17 protein-coding genes are annotated in these 21907 nt (G+C 29.9%); 14 read left to right on the top strand and 3 right to left on the bottom strand.

Annotated features, from left to right (window positions below):
- Positions 1 to 189 precede the first annotated feature (189 nt).
- Positions 190 to 1059, bottom strand: coding sequence for a YitT family protein (locus tag ACVHXK_RS13750; protein WP_461206982.1), 870 nt, complete (start codon positions 1057 to 1059; stop codon positions 190 to 192).
- Positions 1060 to 1974: 915 nt separating this feature from the next.
- On the opposite strand from ACVHXK_RS13750, the gene rsxC reads away from it, so the two are divergent.
- From rsxC to ACVHXK_RS13720, 6 genes are read left to right on the top strand one after another with little or no spacing between them, the layout of a single operon-like run.
- A complete protein-coding gene (gene rsxC / locus ACVHXK_RS13745; protein ID WP_461206981.1) occupies positions 1975 to 3297 on the top strand; it encodes an electron transport complex subunit RsxC in 1323 nt (440 codons plus the stop codon).
- Between the two features lie 15 nt (positions 3298 to 3312).
- On the top strand, positions 3313 to 4245 hold the full coding sequence (locus ACVHXK_RS13740) for an RnfABCDGE type electron transport complex subunit D (RefSeq protein ID WP_461206980.1): 933 nt from the start codon (positions 3313 to 3315) through the stop codon (positions 4243 to 4245).
- Positions 4246 to 4824, top strand: coding sequence for an RnfABCDGE type electron transport complex subunit G (locus ACVHXK_RS13735; RefSeq protein ID WP_461206979.1), 579 nt, complete (start codon positions 4246 to 4248; stop codon positions 4822 to 4824).
- Position 4825: 1 nt separating this feature from the next.
- A complete protein-coding gene (rsxE, locus tag ACVHXK_RS13730; RefSeq protein WP_461206978.1) occupies positions 4826 to 5431 on the top strand; it encodes an electron transport complex subunit RsxE in 606 nt (201 codons plus the stop codon).
- 27 nt (positions 5432 to 5458) lie between these two features.
- Entirely contained in the window at positions 5459 to 6034 is a 576-nt protein-coding gene (locus ACVHXK_RS13725; RefSeq protein ID WP_461206977.1) for an electron transport complex protein RnfA, read from the top strand.
- 12 nt (positions 6035 to 6046) lie between these two features.
- Positions 6047 to 6913 (top strand): RnfABCDGE type electron transport complex subunit B, encoded by an 867-nt coding sequence (locus ACVHXK_RS13720; RefSeq protein ID WP_461206976.1) that lies wholly within the window; start codon positions 6047 to 6049, stop codon positions 6911 to 6913.
- Positions 6914 to 7192: 279 nt separating this feature from the next.
- On the opposite strand, the gene ACVHXK_RS13715 is transcribed toward ACVHXK_RS13720, so the two are convergent.
- A complete protein-coding gene (locus ACVHXK_RS13715) occupies positions 7193 to 8500 on the bottom strand; it encodes an ATP-binding protein (protein WP_461206975.1) in 1308 nt (435 codons plus the stop codon).
- Positions 8501 to 8834: 334 nt separating this feature from the next.
- Between ACVHXK_RS13715 and ACVHXK_RS13710 the strand changes: the two genes are divergently transcribed.
- The 3 genes from ACVHXK_RS13710 to ACVHXK_RS13700 all read left to right on the top strand — a co-directional run bounded on the left by ACVHXK_RS13710 (position 8835) and on the right by ACVHXK_RS13700 (position 13031).
- Complete coding sequence (locus tag ACVHXK_RS13710) at positions 8835 to 10076, top strand: PucR family transcriptional regulator (protein ID WP_461206974.1); 1242 nt, start codon at positions 8835 to 8837, stop codon at positions 10074 to 10076.
- 147 nt (positions 10077 to 10223) lie between these two features.
- On the top strand, positions 10224 to 11402 hold the full coding sequence (locus tag ACVHXK_RS13705; RefSeq protein WP_461206973.1) for an ABC transporter substrate-binding protein: 1179 nt from the start codon (positions 10224 to 10226) through the stop codon (positions 11400 to 11402).
- Between the two features lie 294 nt (positions 11403 to 11696).
- Entirely contained in the window at positions 11697 to 13031 is a 1335-nt protein-coding gene (locus ACVHXK_RS13700; RefSeq protein ID WP_461206972.1) for an aminotransferase class III-fold pyridoxal phosphate-dependent enzyme, read from the top strand.
- Between the two features lie 128 nt (positions 13032 to 13159).
- Here ACVHXK_RS13700 and ACVHXK_RS13695 read toward each other — a convergent pair whose 3' ends face one another.
- Positions 13160 to 13768, bottom strand: coding sequence for a hypothetical protein (locus ACVHXK_RS13695; RefSeq protein WP_461206971.1), 609 nt, complete (start codon positions 13766 to 13768; stop codon positions 13160 to 13162).
- Between the two features lie 1047 nt (positions 13769 to 14815).
- Between ACVHXK_RS13695 and argS the strand changes: the two genes are divergently transcribed.
- The 5 genes from argS (at position 14816) to pilM (ending at position 21902) form a co-directional block, all read left to right on the top strand.
- The gene (gene argS / locus ACVHXK_RS13690; protein WP_461206970.1) at positions 14816 to 16507 is read left to right on the top strand and encodes an arginine--tRNA ligase; all 1692 of its coding nucleotides are present in this window, start codon (positions 14816 to 14818) and stop codon (positions 16505 to 16507) included.
- A 165-nt stretch (positions 16508 to 16672) separates the two neighbouring features.
- Complete coding sequence (locus ACVHXK_RS13685; protein ID WP_461206969.1) at positions 16673 to 18358, top strand: GspE/PulE family protein; 1686 nt, start codon at positions 16673 to 16675, stop codon at positions 18356 to 18358.
- A 17-nt stretch (positions 18359 to 18375) separates the two neighbouring features.
- A complete protein-coding gene (locus tag ACVHXK_RS13680) occupies positions 18376 to 19581 on the top strand; it encodes a type II secretion system F family protein (protein ID WP_461206968.1) in 1206 nt (401 codons plus the stop codon).
- Between the two features lie 299 nt (positions 19582 to 19880).
- Entirely contained in the window at positions 19881 to 20309 is a 429-nt protein-coding gene (locus ACVHXK_RS13675; RefSeq protein WP_461206967.1) for a type II secretion system protein, read from the top strand.
- Positions 20310 to 20834: 525 nt separating this feature from the next.
- Entirely contained in the window at positions 20835 to 21902 is a 1068-nt protein-coding gene (pilM, locus tag ACVHXK_RS13670; protein WP_461206966.1) for a type IV pilus assembly protein PilM, read from the top strand.
- The last annotated feature ends 5 nt before the right edge of the window (positions 21903 to 21907 follow it).

The following is a 21907-nucleotide window of genomic DNA, read 5'->3' as shown; positions in this document are numbered from 1 at the left end:
ATTTGCAATTAAAAGATTAAAAGATTAAAAGATTAAAAGATTAAAAGATTAGAACTTAATAACTAGTAATTGTTCAATAAATTTTGATATGGTAATAAGGGAGCTTAACTTAGTGTTGAGCTCCTTTTGAAACTGATTTTATCTTTTGAACTTGATTGTGCATTGTGCATTGTGCATTGTGCATTGCTCTTACTGCACCGAATAGCTCTTTTGCTTAAAGTTACCAAGTATATCATTAACGGGAGATACTGTTACAAAGGCTGTTTCATCTATAGAGCTTACTATTTTTCTAAGGGGCATTAATTGGTGTTTTTGAACTACTACATAGATAAATTTTTTAGTTGAATGTGTATAGCAGCCTTCAGCATTTAGTAAAGTTACTCCTCTACCTAATTTTATTTGTATAGCATGAACTAAGTCATCAGCTTTATTGCTTATTATTATACATTGTCTTGAGGAGGCCATTCCTTCTTGAATTGCATCTATAGTTTTTGTTCTTATAAAACTCATAATTACGGCATATAAAACGGAATCTATTCCCATAGTAAAGGCAACTAAAATATAAACAATTATATCTTGAGTTAAAAGTATTTTTGTAAGGTCTAGGTTACGGGCTTTGTTTTTTATCATTTTTGCTGAAATATCTAGGCCACCAGTACTTGCACCTGACATAAAAAGTAAGGACATAGCTATTCCGGAAATTACACCAGCAAAGATTGTTGCAATTATTTTTTCATCAGTAGCAGGAAAGTACATAAATTTATTAGATAAATCTATTAATATTGAAGATAAAATAACAAAGATTGAACTTTTTAGTATGAATTTTTTTCCTATTAATTTATATCCAAAGATGAATAAAGGAATATTTAGAATAATTAAAAGTGATCCTACTGGAAAATTGAATAAATGATTTAAGGTTAGAGCTATACCTGCTAGTCCACCTGTGCCTACATTATTTGGAATTAAAAGAGCTGACATATAAAAAGAGTAAAGTAAACAGCCTACTAAAAACATTCCAATATTTTTTAATATATCTAATTTATTTGATTTCTTATCCATTTGAATCTCCTCAGATTGTATTTTTTTATTTCGGGAATATATTAGCATGTTTTTTTCTATTGAGCATTGTTTGAAAATCTCTGTAATTTGCTGATTTCTTAATGTATCTAAGATGTAGCGAGGTTAGTAATCAAATGGACAAGTATAGTCTAGAATCCTCTTTGTTTATATAATGTTGAAATATCGAAAGAAAGTACTTGCAAAATAAATATATTATTAAATGTTTAAAAATATATTTATATAAAATGGCCATGTTTTTATTGAAAAGTAGCATAAAAACGCTAAAAATGAATGGTAAACTTGCAAAAATAATTATCCGATGATTTTTAGCTTGCGAAATATTTCAGAAAAAAATAGAAAAAATACATTAATAATAAAAAATATTAAAATTAGCATCTTTTTTATTAAAAAAGTTGATGGTAATATTATAGAGAATATTCTAATTAAATTAAAATTTATATAAATAATAAAAAGTACATATATACCTAAATATTGAATATTATAGAGTGGATAATGAATAAATTGTGAATATAGTATCAATCTCTACATTAAATTGTCAGAAAAATCTTTTTATTGTGTAAACATGCAAAAATCTATGGAAATGTGATATTATAATACGTGAGGATTTATATACTATAATATTTTTTAATTATTTAAAAAAATATTCATAGAAAAAATTAAAGATAATTATGAATATATTGTTTAAATCTTAAAATTTTGTGGTATTATTAATTTGGAATGATGATGGTGAATAAATTATGAAATTTGTTAATTTATCCCTTGAATCAAACAAATTTCCTTTGAACTTTTTATTTTACTTAGATAAGATAAAAGTGTGCAATTAATAATTATTAATTTATTTTACCTTGTTTATGCCAACCAAAAGGCAATTCAAAAATAGATAGGAGGAGCTATATGGAACTGTTAACATTTAAAAAAGGCATTCATCCTCCTCACGGCAAACATTTTACAGAAAGTAAGCCGATTGAGGATGTTGAACCTAAGGATATTTTGACATATCCGATGTCACAACATATTGGTGCACCTGCAGAACCACTTGTTAAAAAAGGTGACAAGGTTCTTGTAGGTCAAAAGATTGGACAAGCAAAGGGTTTTATTTCTGCAAACATCCATTGTAGTGTTTCAGGAACAGTAAAAAAATTAGAGAAGGTTAAACTACCTTCAGGTGGGACTTCGCTAGCAGTGATAGTGGAAAACGATTACCAGTATGAAACTGTTGAGTTTCCAAAACACAAAGCTTATACAGAAATGACTAAAGAAGAAATAGTTGAAATTGTAAAAGAAGCTGGTGTTGTAGGAGTTGGTGGAGCATGTTTCCCAACTAATGTTAAGTTATCACCACCACCGGACAAGAAGATTGATTCTATTCTATTAAACGCAGCAGAATGTGAGCCATATCTAACTTGTGACCACAGACTTATGCTAGAAGAGCCTGAGAAAATAATCGAAGGTTTGAAAATTATTCTTCATATGTATCCTGAAGCAATGGGATATATAGGAGTAGAAAACAACAAGATGGACGCAATACAAGTTTTAAAAGAAAAAGTTAAAGATATTCCAAATATCGAAGTTAAAGTATTAAAAACTAAGTACCCTCAAGGTGCTGAAAAGCAATTAATCTATTCAATCACTAAAAGAGAAGTTCCAACAGGTAAATTACCTGCTGATGCTGGTTGTATAGTACAAAATGTACACACGGCTTTAGATGTTTATAGAGCAGTAGTTGAAGGTATTCCAGCTATATTCAATATTGTTACAGTAACTGGAGAGGCAGTTAAAAACCCTAAAAACATGAGAATTAGAATGGGTATGTCTTTTAGAGAATTAGTAGAAGAATGTGAAGGCTTTAGTGAAGAGCCAGCAAAAGTAATTTCAGGTGGACCTATGATGGGTATGACTATACCATCTTTAGATGTTCCAGCTGTAGCAGGGGCTTCAGGTATTCTAGCGCTTACAGAAAAACAAGCAGTACTTCCAGAAGAATTAGGATGTATTAGATGTGGTAAATGCGTTGATGCATGTCCTATGAATTTAATTCCATCAAAACTTGATTCATTATCAAGAAGAAATGAACTTGGTAGTTTTGAAGCTAATAATGGACTTGCTTGTATAGAATGTGGGTCTTGTTCTTTTGTATGTCCTGCAAAGAGACATATAATACAATCTATAAGAACTACAAAAAGAGCAGTAATAGCAGAAAAAAGAAAGAAAAAATAATAAGGAGTGAAATAAATGGCTGATAAGATGTTTGCCGTATCTTCATCTCCTCATATTAGATCAAACGACTCAGTACAAACTATTATGAGAGATGTTGTAATAGCATTATTGCCAGCAGCTATAGCTGGTGTATACTTCTTCAAAATTCAAGCATTAGTTTTAATGCTTACCGCTGTAATCTCTTGTGTTTTATTTGAATATTTATGGCAAAAGATTACTAAAAAACCTGTAAGAATATTTGATTTAAGTGCAGTAGTAACTGGTTTACTTATTGCTATGAACGTACCACCATCTCTTCCGGTATATATGGTTGTTATTGGATCATTTTTTGCAATAGTTATTGTAAAAGCGTTATTTGGAGGTCTTGGACAAAATGTTGTTAACCCAGCTCTAGCAGCGCGTGCTTTCTTGGTTTCATCATTCCCAGGTGATATGACGACTTGGACATTAGATGGAATAGCAGGGGCAACACCACTTGGAATATTAAAAGAAGGTGGAGCAGAACTACCAAGTATTATGACAGGCTTCATAGGAAATGTTGGTGGATGTATAGGAGAAACTTCAGCACTTGCATTACTAATTGGATTTGCTTACTTGCTTTATAGAAGAGTTATTTCTTGGCATATTCCTGTATTTTATATCGGTACTGTACTTGTTTTAACTACAGTTATTGGTAGAGATGGATTTATGACTGGAAATGGATTATATGAAATAGTTTTTGGTGGACTTATGATAGGAGCTATATTTATGGCAACTGACTATACAACTTCTCCAATGACTAAAAATGGTAAGATACTTTACGCTGTTATGTGTGGTCTTTTAACAACTGTTATTAGATTATTTGGAGGATTTCCAGAAGGTGTATCTTATTCAATATTAATAATGAACTTATTTGTACCTATAATTGATAGATATATAACTCCTAGAGTATTTGGGGAGGTGAAGTAGTTGGAAAAACAAGATAGTATTTTAAGATTAGGATTGATACTTTTTATAGTAACTGCAGTAGCAGGGACTGTTTTAGGCGGTGTTCACAAAATAACTGCCGAGCCAATTGCTATTCAAGCTATAAAAACTAATAATGAAGCAATGCAAGAAGTACTTCCTTCAGCAGAAGAATTTTCACTTTTAGATATAGAAATTCCTGAAGATAGTATGATACAAGAAGTAAATGAAGGACAAGCTGCTGGAGAAATAGCTGGATATAGTATTAAAGTAATAACCGCTGGTTATGGTGGGGATGTTACTTTGATAGTTGGTATATCAGCAGAGGGAACTATACAAGGTATGAAAATATTAGAGCATTCTGAAACTCCAGGTCTAGGAGCTAATGCTGAAAAAGATGAATTTAGAGTTCAATACAATGATAAATCTGTAGAAGAAGAACTTACTGTTGTTAAAACAGAACCAGTAAATGACAATGAAATACAGGCTTTAACTGGAGCTACAATTACTTCGAAAGCAGTAACAACCGGTGTAAATGCTGCAATTGAATTTTATAATTCTGAATTGAAGGGAGGAAAATAGCATGAAGGAAGCTTTGTCAAGATTAAAAAATGGAATTTTTTCTGAAAATGCTATATTTGTGCAAGCTCTTGGAATGTGCCCTACACTTGCGGTAACATCAAGTGCTGAGAATGGTTTCGGTATGGGTATGGCAACAACAGTTGTATTAATTGGATCGAACATATTTGTATCATTAGTTAGAAAACTAATACCAGATAAAATTCGTATACCTGCATTTATCGTAATAATAGCTAGTTTTGTTACTGTATTACAACTTTTCATGCAAGCATACTTAATTGATTTATACAAATCATTAGGAATATTTATTCCTCTTATAGTTGTTAACTGTGTAATCTTAGGAAGAGCAGAATCTTTTGCTTCAAAAAATGGTCCTATAGCATCTTTGTTTGATGGTTTAGGAGTAGGTCTTGGATTTACATTAGCTTTAACAGTAATAGGTGTTGTAAGAGAAATTTTAGGAGCAGGAACATTCTTCAATATGCAAGTAATGCCTGCATCTTATAAGCCAATATTAATATTTGTACTTGCACCTGGTGCTTTTATAACACTAGGATTAATGCTTGCAGGTTTAAATGTTTATAATGCTAAAAAGAAAAAAGCAAACTAATAATACGAGAAAGAAGGTAGAAGATAAATGAATATATTCGCATTGGTTATATCTGCTTTGCTCGTAAATAACGTTGTGTTATCAAAGTTCTTAGGCATCTGTGGTTTCTTAGGAGTTTCTAAGAAAATTGATACAGCTGCAGGTATGGGAGCTGCTGTTACATTCGTTATGGGCTTAGCATCCTTTATATCATATTTTGTATATCAATTTTTATTAGTTCCACTTGGTATTGAATACTTATACACAATAGCATTTATTCTTGTTATTGCAGCTTTAGTACAATTCGTAGAAATGGCTTTAAAGAAATTAAGCCCGGATTTACACAAAGCATTAGGTATTTATTTACCACTTATTACAACAAACTGCGCTATTTTAGGTGCTGTTATTATCAATATGCAATCAGAATTTAATTTAATATACTCTTTAATCTACGGTATTGCTACAGGTTTAGGATTTTTATTAGCAATTGTTTTACTTGCTGGTTTAAGAGAAAGAATGGAAGAAAATACAGATATGCCAGAAGCAGTTAAGGGATTACCTATTTCATTAATCACAGCAGGATTAATGGCTATTGCATTCCTTGGCTTCTCAGGTATTGTTTAAGGAGGATTTAAATTGAGCGAGATACTATTACCGGTTCTTTGTTTAGGTGGACTTGGACTTTTGTTTGGTCTAGTTTTGGGGTTTTCTTCAAAAAAGTTTGCTGTAGAAGTTGATCCTCTAGTACCTTTAGTTAGGGAATGTTTACCTGGAGCTAACTGTGGTGGATGTGGATTTGCTGGATGTGATGCATTTGCTGAAGCTGTTGCAAATGGAGCAGCACCAGCTAATGGATGTCCTATTGGTGGTGCGGAATGTGCTGAAAAAGTAGCAGCAGTTATGGGTGTTGAAGTATCAGCAGAAGAGCCAAAGGTTGCTTTTGTAAGATGTAAGGGAAGTAAATCTAAGGCTAAAGATAAAGCTGATTATTACGGAGTTGAAGATTGTTCACAAGCTATGGTTGTGCCAGGTGGAGGAAATAAAGCTTGCGAATATGGATGTCTTGGTTTCGGTTCATGTGTTAAAGCTTGTAAGTTTGATGCAATTGATGTTATTGATGGAGTTGCAGTAGTAAATGAAGATAATTGTGTAGCTTGTGGTGCTTGTGTAACTGCATGTCCTAAGAATTTAATCGATTTATTACCAAAGAAACAATTAGTGAGAGTTTCTTGTACTTCTCAAAACAAAGGTGCAGAAGTTAAAAAAGCTTGTGAAGTTGGATGTATCGGATGTACATTATGCGTTAAAGCATGTCCTTTTGATTCAATTGAAATGAAAGGTAACTTACCAGTTATCAACGATGAAACTTGCAAAAACTGTGGATTATGTGAGAAAAAATGTCCAACAGGTGCAATTATTAATTTAAGAAAGCCAAAAGCTAAAAAAGCTGCACCAGCTAAGAAGGCTGAAACTGCAGTATCTGAAGAAAAAACTGAAGCTTAATTTAAAGACTATGCCCTTTAAGGGGATAGTCTTTTTAAATTTGCAATTAGCAATTATCAATTTGCAATTAAGGAGGATTTTGTTCCTTACGTCACAAAATCTTTGAATTAAGCATTCGTTTTAGCGTTGCTAAAACATTATTTTTTCAGTGAGAGTCAATTTTATATTGGTATGTTAGTTATATGTATTTTAATTATTATGTTTAATAAAATAAAAGATTCTCGGCGCAAGCAGAGAATCATCATCAATTGCTAATTGCTAATTGCTAATTGCTAATTGCTAATTGTTAATTATGTTTTGAAAGTAGTTCACGAATTGTTCAGCAGTCCTTCCAGATCTTCCATTCTGTTTAAGTTCCCAAGTGATAGCTTCTTTTTCGAGTGTTTCTTTATCTATATTTAATGCTCTTTTAGTAGCTATTTCGTGAACTATTTCAAGGTATTCTTTTTGATTTGGAGGAAGGAAAGTAAGTGTTATTCCAAATCTATCTTTTAGTGAAAGTTTTTCATTTATAGTGTCTGAAGTATGGATTTCAGGATCTATAGTATCATTATCACTCATTTTTTCCTTTACTAAATGCCTTCTGTTTGAAGTAGCATAGAAGATAATATTATCAGGTTTTGCGTAAAGGCCACCTTCTAATATTGATTTTAATTGTTTGTATTCTATTTCAGTTTCTTCGAAGGATAAATCATCTATATATATAATGAATTTCTTGCCTCTGTTTTTCACGCTGTCGATTACTTTATTAAGGCTTAAAAGTTGGCTTTTTTCGATTTCAATGATGGAGAGGGCGTCTTTATAATATTCATTTACAAGAGCTTTTACAAGAGAGGATTTACCTGTACCACGTGCACCTTCTAAAAGTAAATTATTTGTTTTTTTACCCTCAATAAATGAAATAGTATTATTAACTAGTGAATTTTTTTGACTTTCATAACCAACAATATCTTTTAGGTATATTTTATGATAATTATCAATAGGGGAAAGTCCTTTTTCGTTATCCCAACCAAAAGCTATTGAATTTGATAAAATTCCACTTCCACATTTATGATAAAAATAAATTGTTGAGGTTTGGAATTGAGATGAATTTTTAGCTTTATATATAGATTCTTTTTTGTTTTTAAATATTATATTTTTTTCTATATACGATGAATGTTTATATTTGAATATGTAATCACAATTGCAATCTAAATATAAGTATAAGCTGTTTAAATCTAATTTAGTTAATTTAAATAGTAAAGATAGATCTTTCTTACCTATATCGAAAATTGAAGTTCCAAATTCATGATTTGAATTCTCACAGCTTAAAGAAAAAGTATTTTCATCTTCTAAAATAAGGTCAATTATATATTTTTTAAATATATTACCATCATGACTCTTATTTTCGGCATTGGTTATAAGTAAATAATTTATTTCATTTATATTATTTATAACTTTTGATTTGAATTCGTTTTTATCAATATTTTCAATGATTTCTTTTAAAGCAATGATAAGTTTGTCAGATAAAATATTTCTATAAACTATTAGACTATCTAAATTATTTAGAACTTCTAGATAGAGTTCTTTTTTACTGAACTTTGACATTTTATACCTCCTATAATACAAATTATTCCGTAATTATATCATACATAGAGCCGGAAATACAGTATAGTTACAGTGAAAAGTTTATAGTCAACAGTTTAAATTAAAAGTAAAAAGTAAAAAGTATTAATAACAAATTTAAAAACATAAATTTGATTATCTATAAAGAAAAGAGTCGCCAGGATTTATAACATATTACGAAATAATGAGACTTAAAATTGATAATTTAACAAAATATATAGTATAATTAATTGAGTTTAATAAAAAAACAAATTGTAGTATTTTCAACACAAGAGAAATTACAATGATTGTGCATTGAATTAAAGGGGGAATATCTATGTTTTTAAGTTGTAGAGAGTTATTAAAATATGAAAAATTGAAAGCTATGAAAGTTGTTGCAGGTGAGAATGGATTAGATAGATTAATTAGATGGGTTCATATAGTTGATATTCCGGAAGGAAGCGAGTGGGTAGGTGAAGGAGTTCTTCTATTTATTACAGGAATAAGTATAAAAGATGATAATGAAGCTTTTTTAAAGCTTATTCAAGATATTAATAACAAAAATTTAGCAGGAATTGTTGTTAATGTTGGCCCATATATTAAAAAGATACCTAATGAAGTAGTTGATTTAGGAAATAAACTCCATTTCCCTATATTCGAGGTACCTTTTGATGTCAGATTAGTTCAGTTAACTGAGTATATTAGCAAAACAATCATTAAAAGACAGCTTGAGAGCAAATCCAAAGAAGAATTTTTAAGAGAACTAATTTTTCAAGATTATAGGGAAGAAATGGATAAAAGAGCTGAATTTCACGGATTTAGTCTTAAGAAAAAGTATTTCACAGCAATTATAGATATTGATGGGTTTTCGGAATTTATTAAAATGAAAAATATAAATAAAGAAGATGAGATAATTCAATTTAAGTACATTATAAATAGAATTATTAAAAATAATATTGAAGGAAAATTATTGAAATATATGATTTTGAATCAAAGTGATGATTTTTATTTAATAATACAAATAGATGATAAGAACGATGATGAAGATAAAAGAAATCTTAATATAAAAGAAGAAGAAATTAAAGTAATACTTTCAAATATTCAAAATGATATTATGAAAAGGATTGAAGGAATGACAGTTAGTATTGGTATCAGTGGAGTAAGCTATGGGATAAAAGATATAAAAACTAATTTTATTAATTCAGAAAATGTATTACAAATCCTTAAAATGTGTAAGAAAATAGATTGCATAAGAAGTTATAAAGATTTAGGTATTTATAGATTATTTTTTAATGTTGAGAACAAACAAGAATTAAAAGCTCTTTACTATGAGTATTTGAAGGAATTGTTGATATACGATGAAGTTAATGAGCAGAACTTGATGGAAACGCTGGAAGTTTATTTATATGAGGGAGGTAATATAACTCAAACAGCTGCTAAGTTATATTTGCATAGAAATACTTTGAATTATAGACTTGCAAAGATAGAAGAGATTTTGAATTTAGATATCAAAGAAACGAGTAATAGATTCAATATTCTTATGGCTATAAAGATAAAGAAATTCTTAGAAGAAAAATAGTGCACAACAAAGTAGGTATAATTATGTGCAGAGTAAACAATGCTTTATTATTGATAATATGATAAATTATATATATAATAATTATTGATTTAATAAAATTTAGAGTATTTATTAAGGATTATAAAAAGCAAAGGGGTGTTTATTCTAATGAAATCAAAAAAAATGTTAGCAATTATACTAGGGACTATGATGATCATGACTTTAACAACTGGGTGTGGAAATAATTCCAATAATGGAGCAAGTGGAAGTGGAACGGGCGAGGAAGTTGTTGAAGAAATAAAAATTGGTGCTGTCCTTCCTTTGACTGGTCCGCTTGCAGCTATTGGACAAACTGCAAAAAATGGTGTCGATCTAGCCGTAAAAGAATTTAATGAAAAAGGTGGAGTGTTAGATAAACAAATCAGCGTAGCTTATGAAGATGATGAAAACAAACCAGCAAACTCAGCTTCTGTTACACAAAAACTAATCAATAACGATAAAGTAATAGGTATTGTTGGGGCACTTACAAGTCCATGCTCGCTAGCTGATGGTCCTGTTGCAAGTGATAATAAAATACCTATAATATCACCTTATGCAACAAATGCAAAAGTAACTGTTGAAGGAGGAGATTACGTATTTAGAGCATGTTTTATAGATCCGTTCCAAGGAGTGGTAATTTCTAAATTTGCTACAGAAGAATTAGGAGCAAAAAAAGCAGCTGTTCTCTACAATGTTTCAAATGATTATGCAAAAGGACTTGCAGAAGTATTCATAGAAGAATTTGCAAATATGGGAGGAGAAATAGTTGGTGTTGAAACTTTCAACGAAGGTGATCAAGATTTTAATGCACAGCTTACTATGCTTAAAGCATTAGATGCAGATGTTTTATTCTTACCTAATATGTACAATTCAGTTGGATTAATCGCAAAACAAGCTAAAGCGTTAGGCTATGATGTTCCTTTACTTGGTGGAGATGGATGGGATTCTCCTGACTTATTTGAAATAGGTGGAGATGCTATTGATGGTAGTTATTTCTCTACTCACTTTTCACCTGATGATACTGCTGAAAATGTTGCTACATTTGTAGAGGCTTATAAAGAGGCTTATGGCGAAATTCCAGATGTTAGTGCTACTTTATCTTATGATGCAGCCGTAATTCTACTAACAGCTATAGAAGAAGCAGGGACAACAGATACAGAGAAAATAAAAGATGCTATACAAGCTATTGAGATACAAGTAGTTTCAGGAAATGTAAAATATGATGAAAATGGCGACCCTATTAAAGAGGCTGTTATTATGAAAGTAGAAAATGGAAAGCAAGAATTTGTTACAAAAGTTGAACCATAATAATAAAAATTAAGAAAAAAGCCATACCTAATAATGCAGGTACTGGTAATGAAGATAATAAATATTCTATTATTACAGATGAAGAAATAAAAATAAAAATGCTAATTGGTAGTGAATATATTATACTAAGTGGAGCAATTCAATACCCGCAGCTTACTGTAACGGCCCCTCCTGCTGTTACGTGGGCTACGGGTATGGATGCGCTAACACATGCAATTGAAAGATATATATCAATAATATCTTAAAAAATAATCTAGTAATAAGATTTGCAAAATATATGAGAAGAGGGATAAAATGATTACTTCAATTTCGGGTGAAAAAATAAAGGAATTAGACAAAAAATATAATCTTCATTCATGGAGTGCTCAAGGTAAATTAGATCCTATTGTAGTTACAAAAGCTGAGGGTATTTACTTTTGGGATGATAAAGGAAATAAGTATTTTGATATGTCTTCACAATTAGTAAATTCTAATTTTGGTCATGGTAATAAAAAAGTAATTGCTGCAATTAAAGAACAATTAGACACAGTTCCTTTTATAGGACCTGGATATGCTCTTGATGTTAGGTCAGAACTTGCATCTAAAATAATTGAAATAGCACCAGATAATATGGGTAAAGTTTTTTTTACATTAGGTGGAGCAGATGCAAATGAAAATGCTATAAAAATGGCTAAGATGTATACAGGTAGAAATAAAATATTTTCAAGATATAGATCCTATCATGGAGCTACTTACGGAGCTGCAAACCTATCAGGAGAGCCAAGAAGATTTCCGTCAGAACCAGGCATACCAGGATTTATTAAGTTCTTTGATCCTTACATTTATAGAGAACCTATAAAATTTGAAAGTGAAAAAGTGGCAGCAGATTTTTATCTTAGTAAATTAAGAGAACAGATTACTTATGAAGGAAGAGAAAGTGTCGCTGCGATATTTTTAGAAACTGTAACTGGAAGTAATGGAGTTATAATACCACCTGATGGGTATCTACAAGGAGTAAGAGATATCTGTGATGAATTTGGAATAATGATGGTATGTGATGAAGTTATGGCTGGGTTTGGAAGGACAGGAGAATGGTTCGCCTGTAATAACTGGGGGGTTAAACCAGATATTATTACATTTGCTAAAGGAATTACATGTGGCTATGTTCCTTTAGGTGGAGACATAGTTTCAAAAGAAATAGCTGAATATTTTGATGACAAAGCATTAATGTGCGGACTCACATATAGTGGACATCCAGTTGGTTGTGCAGCAGGAATAGCAGCTATTGATGTATATAAAGAAGAAAATTTACTGCAAAATTGCAAAGAAATGGGTTTAATATTAGGTCAAGAATTAGAGAAATTAAGAGAAAATCATAAATCTGTTGGAGAAGTTAGATATATAGGCCTATTTTCATCATTAGAATTAGTTAAGGATAAATATACAGCTGAACCTTTAATACCTTATGGTAACGATAAAGAAGGATTAATGGGTAAAATAATAGGAATGTTAAAGAAACAAGGCTTTTCTACTTATTCTCATGAAAATATTATAATAGTAGCACCTCCTCTAATAATTAAAGAAGAAGAATTAAAAGAAGCTATGGTCATATTAGATGAAGTATTATGTTATGTTGACAAGTTAATATAAGTATTTCCTCTTATAAAGTAAAAGATCAACAAAACTTAATTGTTGAGAGCTTTTACTTTTATTTTAGTCAATATTCAAGAATATAGGATTTATAAATATGGAATATTCACATATAAAATATCGCCTTACTAAACAAATTCATTATTAGTATAGCAATGAGCAGATAGTTCTTCATCTGCTTTTTTTAGCGCAAAGGAAATCTCTTCGCCATTCTTATTCTTATTAAGTGTAAGTAAATTTAGATTTCTATATTTTCTAAATTCAAAGAAATGGTCATCGGGCAATTCGTCGGAATAATTTATACACAGCATAAAGGGTAAGTTTAATTTTTTACCAGAGCAAGCTTCGATGAAATAGTTATCTAAGTATAAAAATAGATCTAATTTATTTATAGTAAGAAGAGGGAACTCAATGACTATATTTTTTTCAATCATTAAGTTTTCTATTTCACTAAAAGTTTTATCGTTTGCAAGTAAGGTGTCTTCACTATGATTAATTAGATCTTTCATATAAGTTCTCAAAAATGCAAGGTAAAGCATTTGTCTTTGATAATCTTTGCCCAATAAATCTAAATGAATATCTGATGCAAATTTCATTAGTTGATAATTTGCTAGTTCTTCCCATGTTCTATCTATCATTTCTTTTGTGTTTTTATGCCAGCCAATATAAGTTTTTTCTAAAACAGGTAAATCTAGCTCCTTTTCGGATTCTTTAATAATATCATAGTACTTTTTCATTGAAACACCTTCCCTCTTTATAAATTAATAAATAACCTTTTGTATGGAAATTTGTGTTAATTACTATTATTGTAATTATATTATGATGGGTAAAGAGAAAAATGTCAAGAATTATTATTAAATAATAATTAATACAGAATTGTGAAACATTTTGAATTAAAAAGTAACTAATTGTAATGATAGATGGGCTTTATGGGTTATTGAAGAAAACCATACGACTATACCAAAATTTACTAATGGAAATGATGTATCACATTATATTTTATGTCAATTAATTATGAGAATTTTTCTTGACAAATAAAATTATTTAAATATATAATACTATGAGTATACTAATAGTATTATATATTTAAATAATGATTCAGTGAATAGGAGAGTAGCATGATTTTATTTTTAAGCGAGTAGAGGAAGGTGTGAGCTCTATAAATAGATTAATGTGAAAAGAACCTAGGAGAAGCTACTAAGTCTTTTTTATTTTTGAAAAAGTTATATTATAAAGCATTGTTGATTTATAAAGTATTGTTATATTAATAAGTTTTTATTTGTATTAGAATAAAAATTTTATTTTGAAATAATAATATTAATAATAACAATATTTTAGAATATAGCCTATAAAGAAAGATGAGGTAAGTCGTTAACCGCGTTAGGGTTTTGAGTGGATTTATTCAATAAGAGTGGTACCGCGGACAACCGTCTCTGTTTTAATACAGGGCGTTTTTTGTTTTTTTGGAATACTTTTTTGAAAAGAAGAGTGCAATTTGCAGAGTGCAGTTAAAAGATTAAAGGATTATGTGCAATTAGTAAAGAGGGATATTTTGTTCTTTGCAGTCACAAAATCTTTGGGCTAATACTTGGTTTGCCTTCGGGATGGCATTGGTAAATGATCGTTAACCTATAGCTGAACAATAGTTTAACGATGGTTAAACAATGGTTAAACAATGGTTAAACAATAGTTAAACGATAGTTAAACGATAGTTAAATAGTGGTTAAACAATAGTTAAACAATAGTTAAACAATAGTTAAAATAAATTAAGAGGTGAGAGAATAGTGGATTATAAAGAGTTAGTTGTGGAAAAAATAATTGAGCAAGTTGAACTTGAAAGAGAATTTGTGGATAAGTTGGTTGAAATTCCACCTAAACCAGAGATGGGAGATTTTGCTTTTCCTTGTTTTCAGTTAGCGAAGACTTTGAGGAAGGCTCCAAATCTTATAGCTCAAGATTTAAGTAAGAATATAAACAAAGAGGGGTTCGAAAAAATTGAGACAGCAGGTCCTTATGTTAATTTCTTTATGGATAAAGGGAGTTTCGTAAAAGCTGCAATTGAAGAGGTATTAGATTTAAAAGAAAATTATGGGTCATCTAAAGATGGAGAAGGAAAAAATGTAACTATAGATTTTTCATCTCCTAATATTGCAAAGCCATTCCATGTAGGACATTTATGTAGTACATCAATTGGTAATGCGCTTTATAAATCAATGAAATTTGCGGGATATAATGTTATAGGAATTAATCATTTAGGGGATTGGGGAACTCAATTCGGCAAATTAATCGCTGCATACAAAAGATGGATAAATGAAGATGATTTAATTAAAGATCCTATAAAAGAGCTACTTAGAATTTATGTTATGTTTCACGAGGAAGCTGAAAAAGACCCATCATTAATAGATGAAGGAAGACTACATTTTAAAAATCTAGAAGATGGTAATGAATTTGAGGTTAAGCTTTGGGAGAGATTTAAGAATCTAAGTTTAGAAGAGTTTAAGAAAATATATGAAATGCTTGGAGTTGAATTTGATTCATTTGCAGGTGAAAGTTTCTATAATGATAAAATGGATAGAGTTGTTGATGAACTAACTCAAAAAAATCTGCTAGTTGATTCACAAGGAGCTAAAGTAGTAATGCTCGAAGATTATAATATGCCACCATGTATAATTAAGAAAGCAGATGGTGCTACAATTTATGCTACGCGTGATTTAGCAGCAGCTTTATACAGAAAAGATACTTATGATTTTTATAAGAATATATATGTGGTAGGTCAAGATCAAAAACTTCATTTTACACAATTATTTAAAACACTTGAGTTAATGGGATATGACTGGGCAAAAGATTGTCAACATATAAGTTTTGGAATGGTGAAATTTGCAGATAGAAAGCTTTCTACTAGAAAAGGTAGAGTTGTATTTTTAGAAGAGCTTTTAAATGAATCAATCAATAAAGTTGCAGAAGTTATTGAAGAAAAAAATCCTGACCTTGAAAATAAAGATGACGTTGCAAAGAAAGTTGGTATAGGAGCAGTAGTATTTACTTATCTTAAAACTAAAAGAGGTAAAGATATAGTATTTAATTGGGAAGAAATGCTAAACTTTGAAGGAGAAACAGGTCCATATGTACAATATACTTATGCAAGAGGAAAGAGTATTTTAAGAAAAGCTGGAGAAGTAAATGGAGAATTCGATTTAACAAGACTAACATCAAAAGAAGAATTTGAGCTTGCAAAAATTATTTCAAAATTTGGTGATAACGTATTAGATTCAATAGATAAATTGGAGCCTTTTATAGTAACAAGATATGTAGTAGATGTTGCAAAGGCATTTAATAAATTCTATAATGCACATAATATAATGAATACAGAAGATGAAATGGTAAAAATAGCTAGATTAAAACTAGTAGAAGCAACTTGCCAAGTTATAAAAAATGGATTAGGTTTATTGGGGATAGAAGTTGTAGAAAAAATGTAGTAATAAACCACCGATTTATTCGGTGGTTTATTATTTTCTTGAATTTTACTTTTAAGTGTTTTATTATTTATTGAAAATAATGTAAGAGTGAGTTATAATTAAATTATATATTTTTGTTGGTATTTAATTGTAATTATAAAAGTTATAAAAAGTAGGAGAATTATAATGAAGAGTCTAAGAAAACGTAGATTGGGAGATTTGTTAGTTGAAAGTGGTAAAATAACTGAAAAACAACTCTTAGAATCATTAAAGAAACAGAAAACTTTAGGATTAAAACTTGGACAAGTAATAATACAAGATGGAATATTGACAGAAGACGAAATAATTGATATATTGAAAGTTCAGCTTAATCTTGAAAGAGTATATATTGAAGATGTTGAAATAGATAAAAGAGCTGTAAGATTAATTTCAGAAAGTCTCGCAAAAAAATATAATTTGATACCAATTGCATTTGATAAAAATCAGTTAGTAGTTGCTATGGCAGATCCCTTAAATATATTTGCAATCGACGACGTAAATATAGTATCAGGACTTGATGTACAAGCTGTTATTGCTAGTGAAAATGAGATTGAAGTAGCTATAGACAGGTATTATTCATCACAATATGTAGAAAGTGCTGCAGAAGAATTGTCAAAAAGTAGAAATGCAGCTGTACAAGATATTTTAATTGAAGAAAATGAAGATGTAAAAAATGCACCAGTTGTAAAACTGGTTGACTCTATTATAAAGAATGCAGTAAAATCAAAAACGTCAGATATACATGTAGAACCATTTGAACGATACATAAGAATTAGATATAGAATAGATGGAACACTGCAAGAAGTTTTAAGGACACCTATAGAAAACTTAGCATCATTGACAACTAGAATTAAAATTCTTGCAAATTTAAATATAGCTGAGAAGAGAATTCCGCAAGATGGTAGGATAATAACTACTGTTGAAGGTGTTACTGTTGACCTTAGAGTTTCTGTTTTACCTACTATACATGGAGAAAAAATAGTTATTAGAATACTTTTTAGGAATAGCTTTTTAATTAGCAAAGAAAAATTAGGCATGCAAAAAGAAGATGTTGAAAAGTTGGATTCAGTTGTTAAGAGTCCATATGGAATTATATTAGTTACAGGACCAACAGGTAGTGGTAAATCTACTACTTTATATACAATTTTGAATGAACTTAACAAACAAGATAGGAATATTGTTACTGTCGAAGACCCTGTTGAGTATATGATGGAGGGTGTAAATCAAGTAAATGTAAATAAAAAAGCAGGATTGACCTTTGCATCAGGATTAAGATCTATTTTAAGACAAGACCCTGATATAGTTATGATTGGTGAAATTAGAGATAATGAAACAGCAGAAATAGCTGTACGAGCGGCTATTACTGGACACTTGGTTTTAAGTACAATACATACAAATGATGCACCTTCAGCCGTTGTAAGGCTTATGGACATGGGTATTGATTCATATTTGATAGCAGCATCAATGTCTGGTGTAATAGCACAAAGACTTGTTAAAAAAATATGTCCTAAGTGCAAAGAAGAATATTTAGCTTCTGACTATGAAAAACGAATATTAGGTGTTGAAGAAACTAGACAAGTTAAGTTGTATAGAGGAAAAGGTTGTTCTCATTGTAACGATACTGGTTATAGTGGTAGAAAAGGTATCTATGAAATCATGGAAATAACAAAGGAAATAAGAGAATCCTTGCAAAACGGTGCCGACATGGAAGAAATTAAAAAGATAAACGAAAAGAATGAAATTACTACCTTGAAGAAAGCTTGCACAAGACTTGTTTTAGAAGGCGAAACTACAATAAAAGAATTAGCCAAAGTAGCATTTCTTAAAGAGTAATAGGAAGAGTGATATAGATGCCGTTATTTAGATATAAAGCTGTGCAGAAGGATGGGAAAAAGATTGATGGCAAGGTAGAAGCTTCTTCAAGTGGAGAAGTATTAAATATACTAAGACAAAATAATTTATATCCTGTTTCTGTTAAAGAAGCTATACTTGAGAAAGATATTGAATTACCAGCTATTTTTAATAAAGTTAATTCTAAAGAGATTTCAGTATTTTGTAGGCAGTTTTTTACTTTGCTTAACGCAGGGTCTGATATATTAAATTCAGTCAATATTATAAGACTTCAATCAGAGAATAAAGCATTAAAAGAAAGTCTCAATGGTGTTTATGAGGAAATCCAAAAAGGATCAACAGTATCCGCTTCAATGAAAGAATATCCAAAAGTATTTCCAGAATTGTTAGTAAATATGATTGAATCTGGAGAAGAGACAGGAAATCTCACTAGAATACTTCAGAAAATGACTGATCACTATGAAAATGAAGCGAAATTATCTGCCAAAATTAGAGGAGCAATGGTTTACCCAATTGTACTTTCAATAGCATCTATTGGAGTAATACTATTCTTAGTAACTTTTGTACTTCCAACCTTTGTAGGTATGTTTGAAGGAAGTGGGGTAGAGTTACCTACTATTACTAAAGGAATAATTGCTTTATCTAATGCAATAACAGGGTATTGGTATTTATTTATAATAGGAATAATCGCTTTAATAATAGGATATAGATATGCTTCAAAAACAGATAAAGGTGAGACAATAATTGAAACACTAAAATTAAATTTTCCTTTATTTAAAAGTGTAAATAGAAAAATAATCACTGCAAGATTTACTCAAAATTTATCAATAATCTTGTATAGTGGTATTACAATAATAAATGCTCTAGAAATTGTCTCAGGCCTAGTAGGAAACAGATTAGTGAAGAAAGAATTGCTAAGTGCCAGAGAAGAAGTCATAAGAGGAGTAGCCCTATCAGATGCTATGGAGAAGATAAAGGTATTCCCACCAATGGTTGTTTCAATGGTGAAAATAGGAGAAGAATCAGGAGACCTAGACGGAATACTTGAAAAGACAGCAGAATTTTATGACAGAGAAGTAGACGAAGGACTTAGTAAAATGGTAACAATGATAGAACCTATAATGATTTTAATAATGGGACTAGTTGTTGGAACTATAGTACTTGGAATTGCACTTCCTATGTTTGATATGTATAGCACTATTTAGGGCAATGCACAATGAACAATGCACAATGCACAATTAAAAGATAAAAGAAAAATGATAAGGGAAATTTGCAATTTGCAATTTGCAATTTGTAATTGTGGAGGATTTTCTTTCAGAAAATCTTTGAATTGGATAGTCGATTTTGCGTAGCAAAATCATCCTTAACTTCACACTTCACATTATTAATAACTGTGCACTATTAAAAGTAATTTACAGCTGACCAGATTACAGGTTTTATAACAAAAGCACTGAGTTAGCTGCAAAAATATAAAAAAATAATTTATCATAAGGGAGGAAACACAATGAAAAAGAACACAAAGAAGAAAGGATTTACTCTTATTGAATTAATTATCGTTATCGCTATTTTAGGTATTTTGGCAGCTATAGCTATTCCGAGGTTCTCTAATTATAGAGAGAGTGCAGCTAAAAGTGCAGATATTGCTACTGGTAAGACTATTGCCAATACCGTAGCGATTTTAATGGCAGATGGTACAATTTCTTCGGATGATGTTAGTATAACATTAGGTGGAGCTGTTGATACAACAGATTTAGATTCAGATTCAATTGAAGACGAAACTGAAATGTTATCAACACTTAATGAAACACCTAGTCCTCAATTTCATGATGGAGGAAGTTTCCAGGTTGTAATAGATAGTAAAAACGTAACTATTAATGTGATTGACAGTGATGATGCTAGTCATGAAGTATATCCGGATAATTCAGCATATTAAAGGGAAAATAGTACCTTCGAACCATTGCTAAGATCCTCGAGGGTTATGAATATTTTATGAACAATAAAACACCAAGAAATAAATGCATATAAGCCCTCTGGAAAACTTCAGTGGTCTAAGAATTACCAAATAAAAAGTTTATAAAAAGTAGCTCAATTATGAGCTGCTTTTTTTAATATACAAAAGGTATAGTAGAATGATTTGTTTAGAATATATAAAAATATACATCAAGACTATAATTCAAGGCTATATTTAAAATGATATTATAGTAAAAACTACATTAAAAATAAACTTAAACTAATTAAAAACCCCTAAATTATGTTATAATAAAATTGTCGAATAATATAATTTTTAAGCTGTTATTAAGATTTATAATAAAGAAATTTAATTTTCTAGTAAGATGATTTTGCAAAGCAAAATCGATTATTAATCTAAATAAAGATTTTCCGAAGAATGAGGAAAATCATCCTCAATTGTGCATTGTAAATTGTGCATTGTGCATTGAACTAAAGAGAGGTGTTCCCTTTGTTAGGCAAAAGTATTTTATCAATTGAATTTGGAAGTAAGTACATAAAAATAATGCAATCAAAATTGAGCAATAAACAAATAGTTATAGAGAAAATTGAAAATGTAGAAGTTGGAGACGATATTTTTAAAGATGGTTACATAGTTGATAGTGAAAAAGTAAAAAAGATTTTTGAAAAAGTAATTAATAAAGGGACTTTTTCGTGTCGAAAAGTTATTTGTACTACTAAGAGTACTACGGTTATTTCTAGAATATTAAATGTACCTATGGCAAAAGAGAAGGAATTAGAAAATATTTTAAGTTTTGAAATACAAGAGCAACTTCCTATAAATCTTGCAGAATATATTTTGGATTACAAAATACTAGGAGAGATTAAGCAAGCAGAAGAAACTTATTATAAAGTAAACGTAATTTTATATCCTAAAAAATTAGCAGAAGGTTATTGGGAATTGTTTAAACAGCTTAAGCTAAAGCCTATAGCCCTTGACCTTAATTATAATTGCATTGAAAAATTATTTAATAGTAGACATATTAAATTTAAAGATGAAATTTATGGGCAAGAAGATGCCTTTGCAGTTGTAGATTTAGGATATTCTAATATTGAGATTAATATTATTCAAAATAAAAAAGTAGTTTTTTCAAGAATAATTCAAAATGGTGGTCAGAGTATTGATGAAGCCATATTGGGTCAAATATTTGTTGAAGATGACAAAATAGAGGATGTAAAAGTAAACTTCATAGACCTTATGAAAGAAAATGGTGAAGCATCAACTAAAAAAGAAATGGTTAATAATCTAGCCAAGTCGGTAGTGGATACTTGGATAAGAGATATAGATAGGGTGCTTGATTATTACAGGAATGAAAATAGAGATAAAATGCTTAGCAGGGTTTATTTGCACGGTGGATGTTCAAATATTAATGGATTAGAGGAGTATATGGAAGTTTTAATGAATTTACCTATAAAGAAAGTACATGAGATTCGAAATATTAAATCTTATGATATAAGATTTAATAAGAATTCAGAGAGATATTTAAATACAATAGGCGCAACAATAAGACTGAAGTAGGTGGA

It is taken from the genome of Clostridium sp. DL1XJH146, assembly GCF_054819755.1.
This window is presented reverse-complemented; position numbering and strand designations above follow the sequence as displayed.

Bases quoted from the DNA above. Each gene is read 5' to 3' on its own strand.
- ACVHXK_RS13680 (WP_461206968.1), top strand. From the start codon at position 18,376: ATGCCGTTATTTAGATATAAAGCTGTGCAGAAGGATGGGAAAAAGATT.
- ACVHXK_RS13685 (WP_461206969.1), top strand. From the start codon at position 16,673: ATGAAGAGTCTAAGAAAACGTAGATTGGGAGATTTGTTAGTTGAAAGT.
- ACVHXK_RS13715 (WP_461206975.1), bottom strand. From the start codon at position 8,500: ATGTCAAAGTTCAGTAAAAAAGAACTCTATCTAGAAGTTCTAAATAAT.
- ACVHXK_RS13700 (WP_461206972.1), top strand. From the start codon at position 11,697: ATGATTACTTCAATTTCGGGTGAAAAAATAAAGGAATTAGACAAAAAA.
- ACVHXK_RS13675 (WP_461206967.1), top strand. From the start codon at position 19,881: ATGAAAAAGAACACAAAGAAGAAAGGATTTACTCTTATTGAATTAATT.
- ACVHXK_RS13740 (WP_461206980.1), top strand. From the start codon at position 3,313: ATGGCTGATAAGATGTTTGCCGTATCTTCATCTCCTCATATTAGATCA.
- ACVHXK_RS13750 (WP_461206982.1), bottom strand. From the start codon at position 1,059: ATGGATAAGAAATCAAATAAATTAGATATATTAAAAAATATTGGAATG.
- ACVHXK_RS13725 (WP_461206977.1), top strand. From the start codon at position 5,459: ATGAATATATTCGCATTGGTTATATCTGCTTTGCTCGTAAATAACGTT.
- ACVHXK_RS13710 (WP_461206974.1), top strand. From the start codon at position 8,835: ATGTTTTTAAGTTGTAGAGAGTTATTAAAATATGAAAAATTGAAAGCT.
- ACVHXK_RS13705 (WP_461206973.1), top strand. From the start codon at position 10,224: ATGAAATCAAAAAAAATGTTAGCAATTATACTAGGGACTATGATGATC.
- ACVHXK_RS13695 (WP_461206971.1), bottom strand. From the start codon at position 13,768: ATGAAAAAGTACTATGATATTATTAAAGAATCCGAAAAGGAGCTAGAT.
- rsxE (WP_461206978.1), top strand. From the start codon at position 4,826: ATGAAGGAAGCTTTGTCAAGATTAAAAAATGGAATTTTTTCTGAAAAT.
- rsxC (WP_461206981.1), top strand. From the start codon at position 1,975: ATGGAACTGTTAACATTTAAAAAAGGCATTCATCCTCCTCACGGCAAA.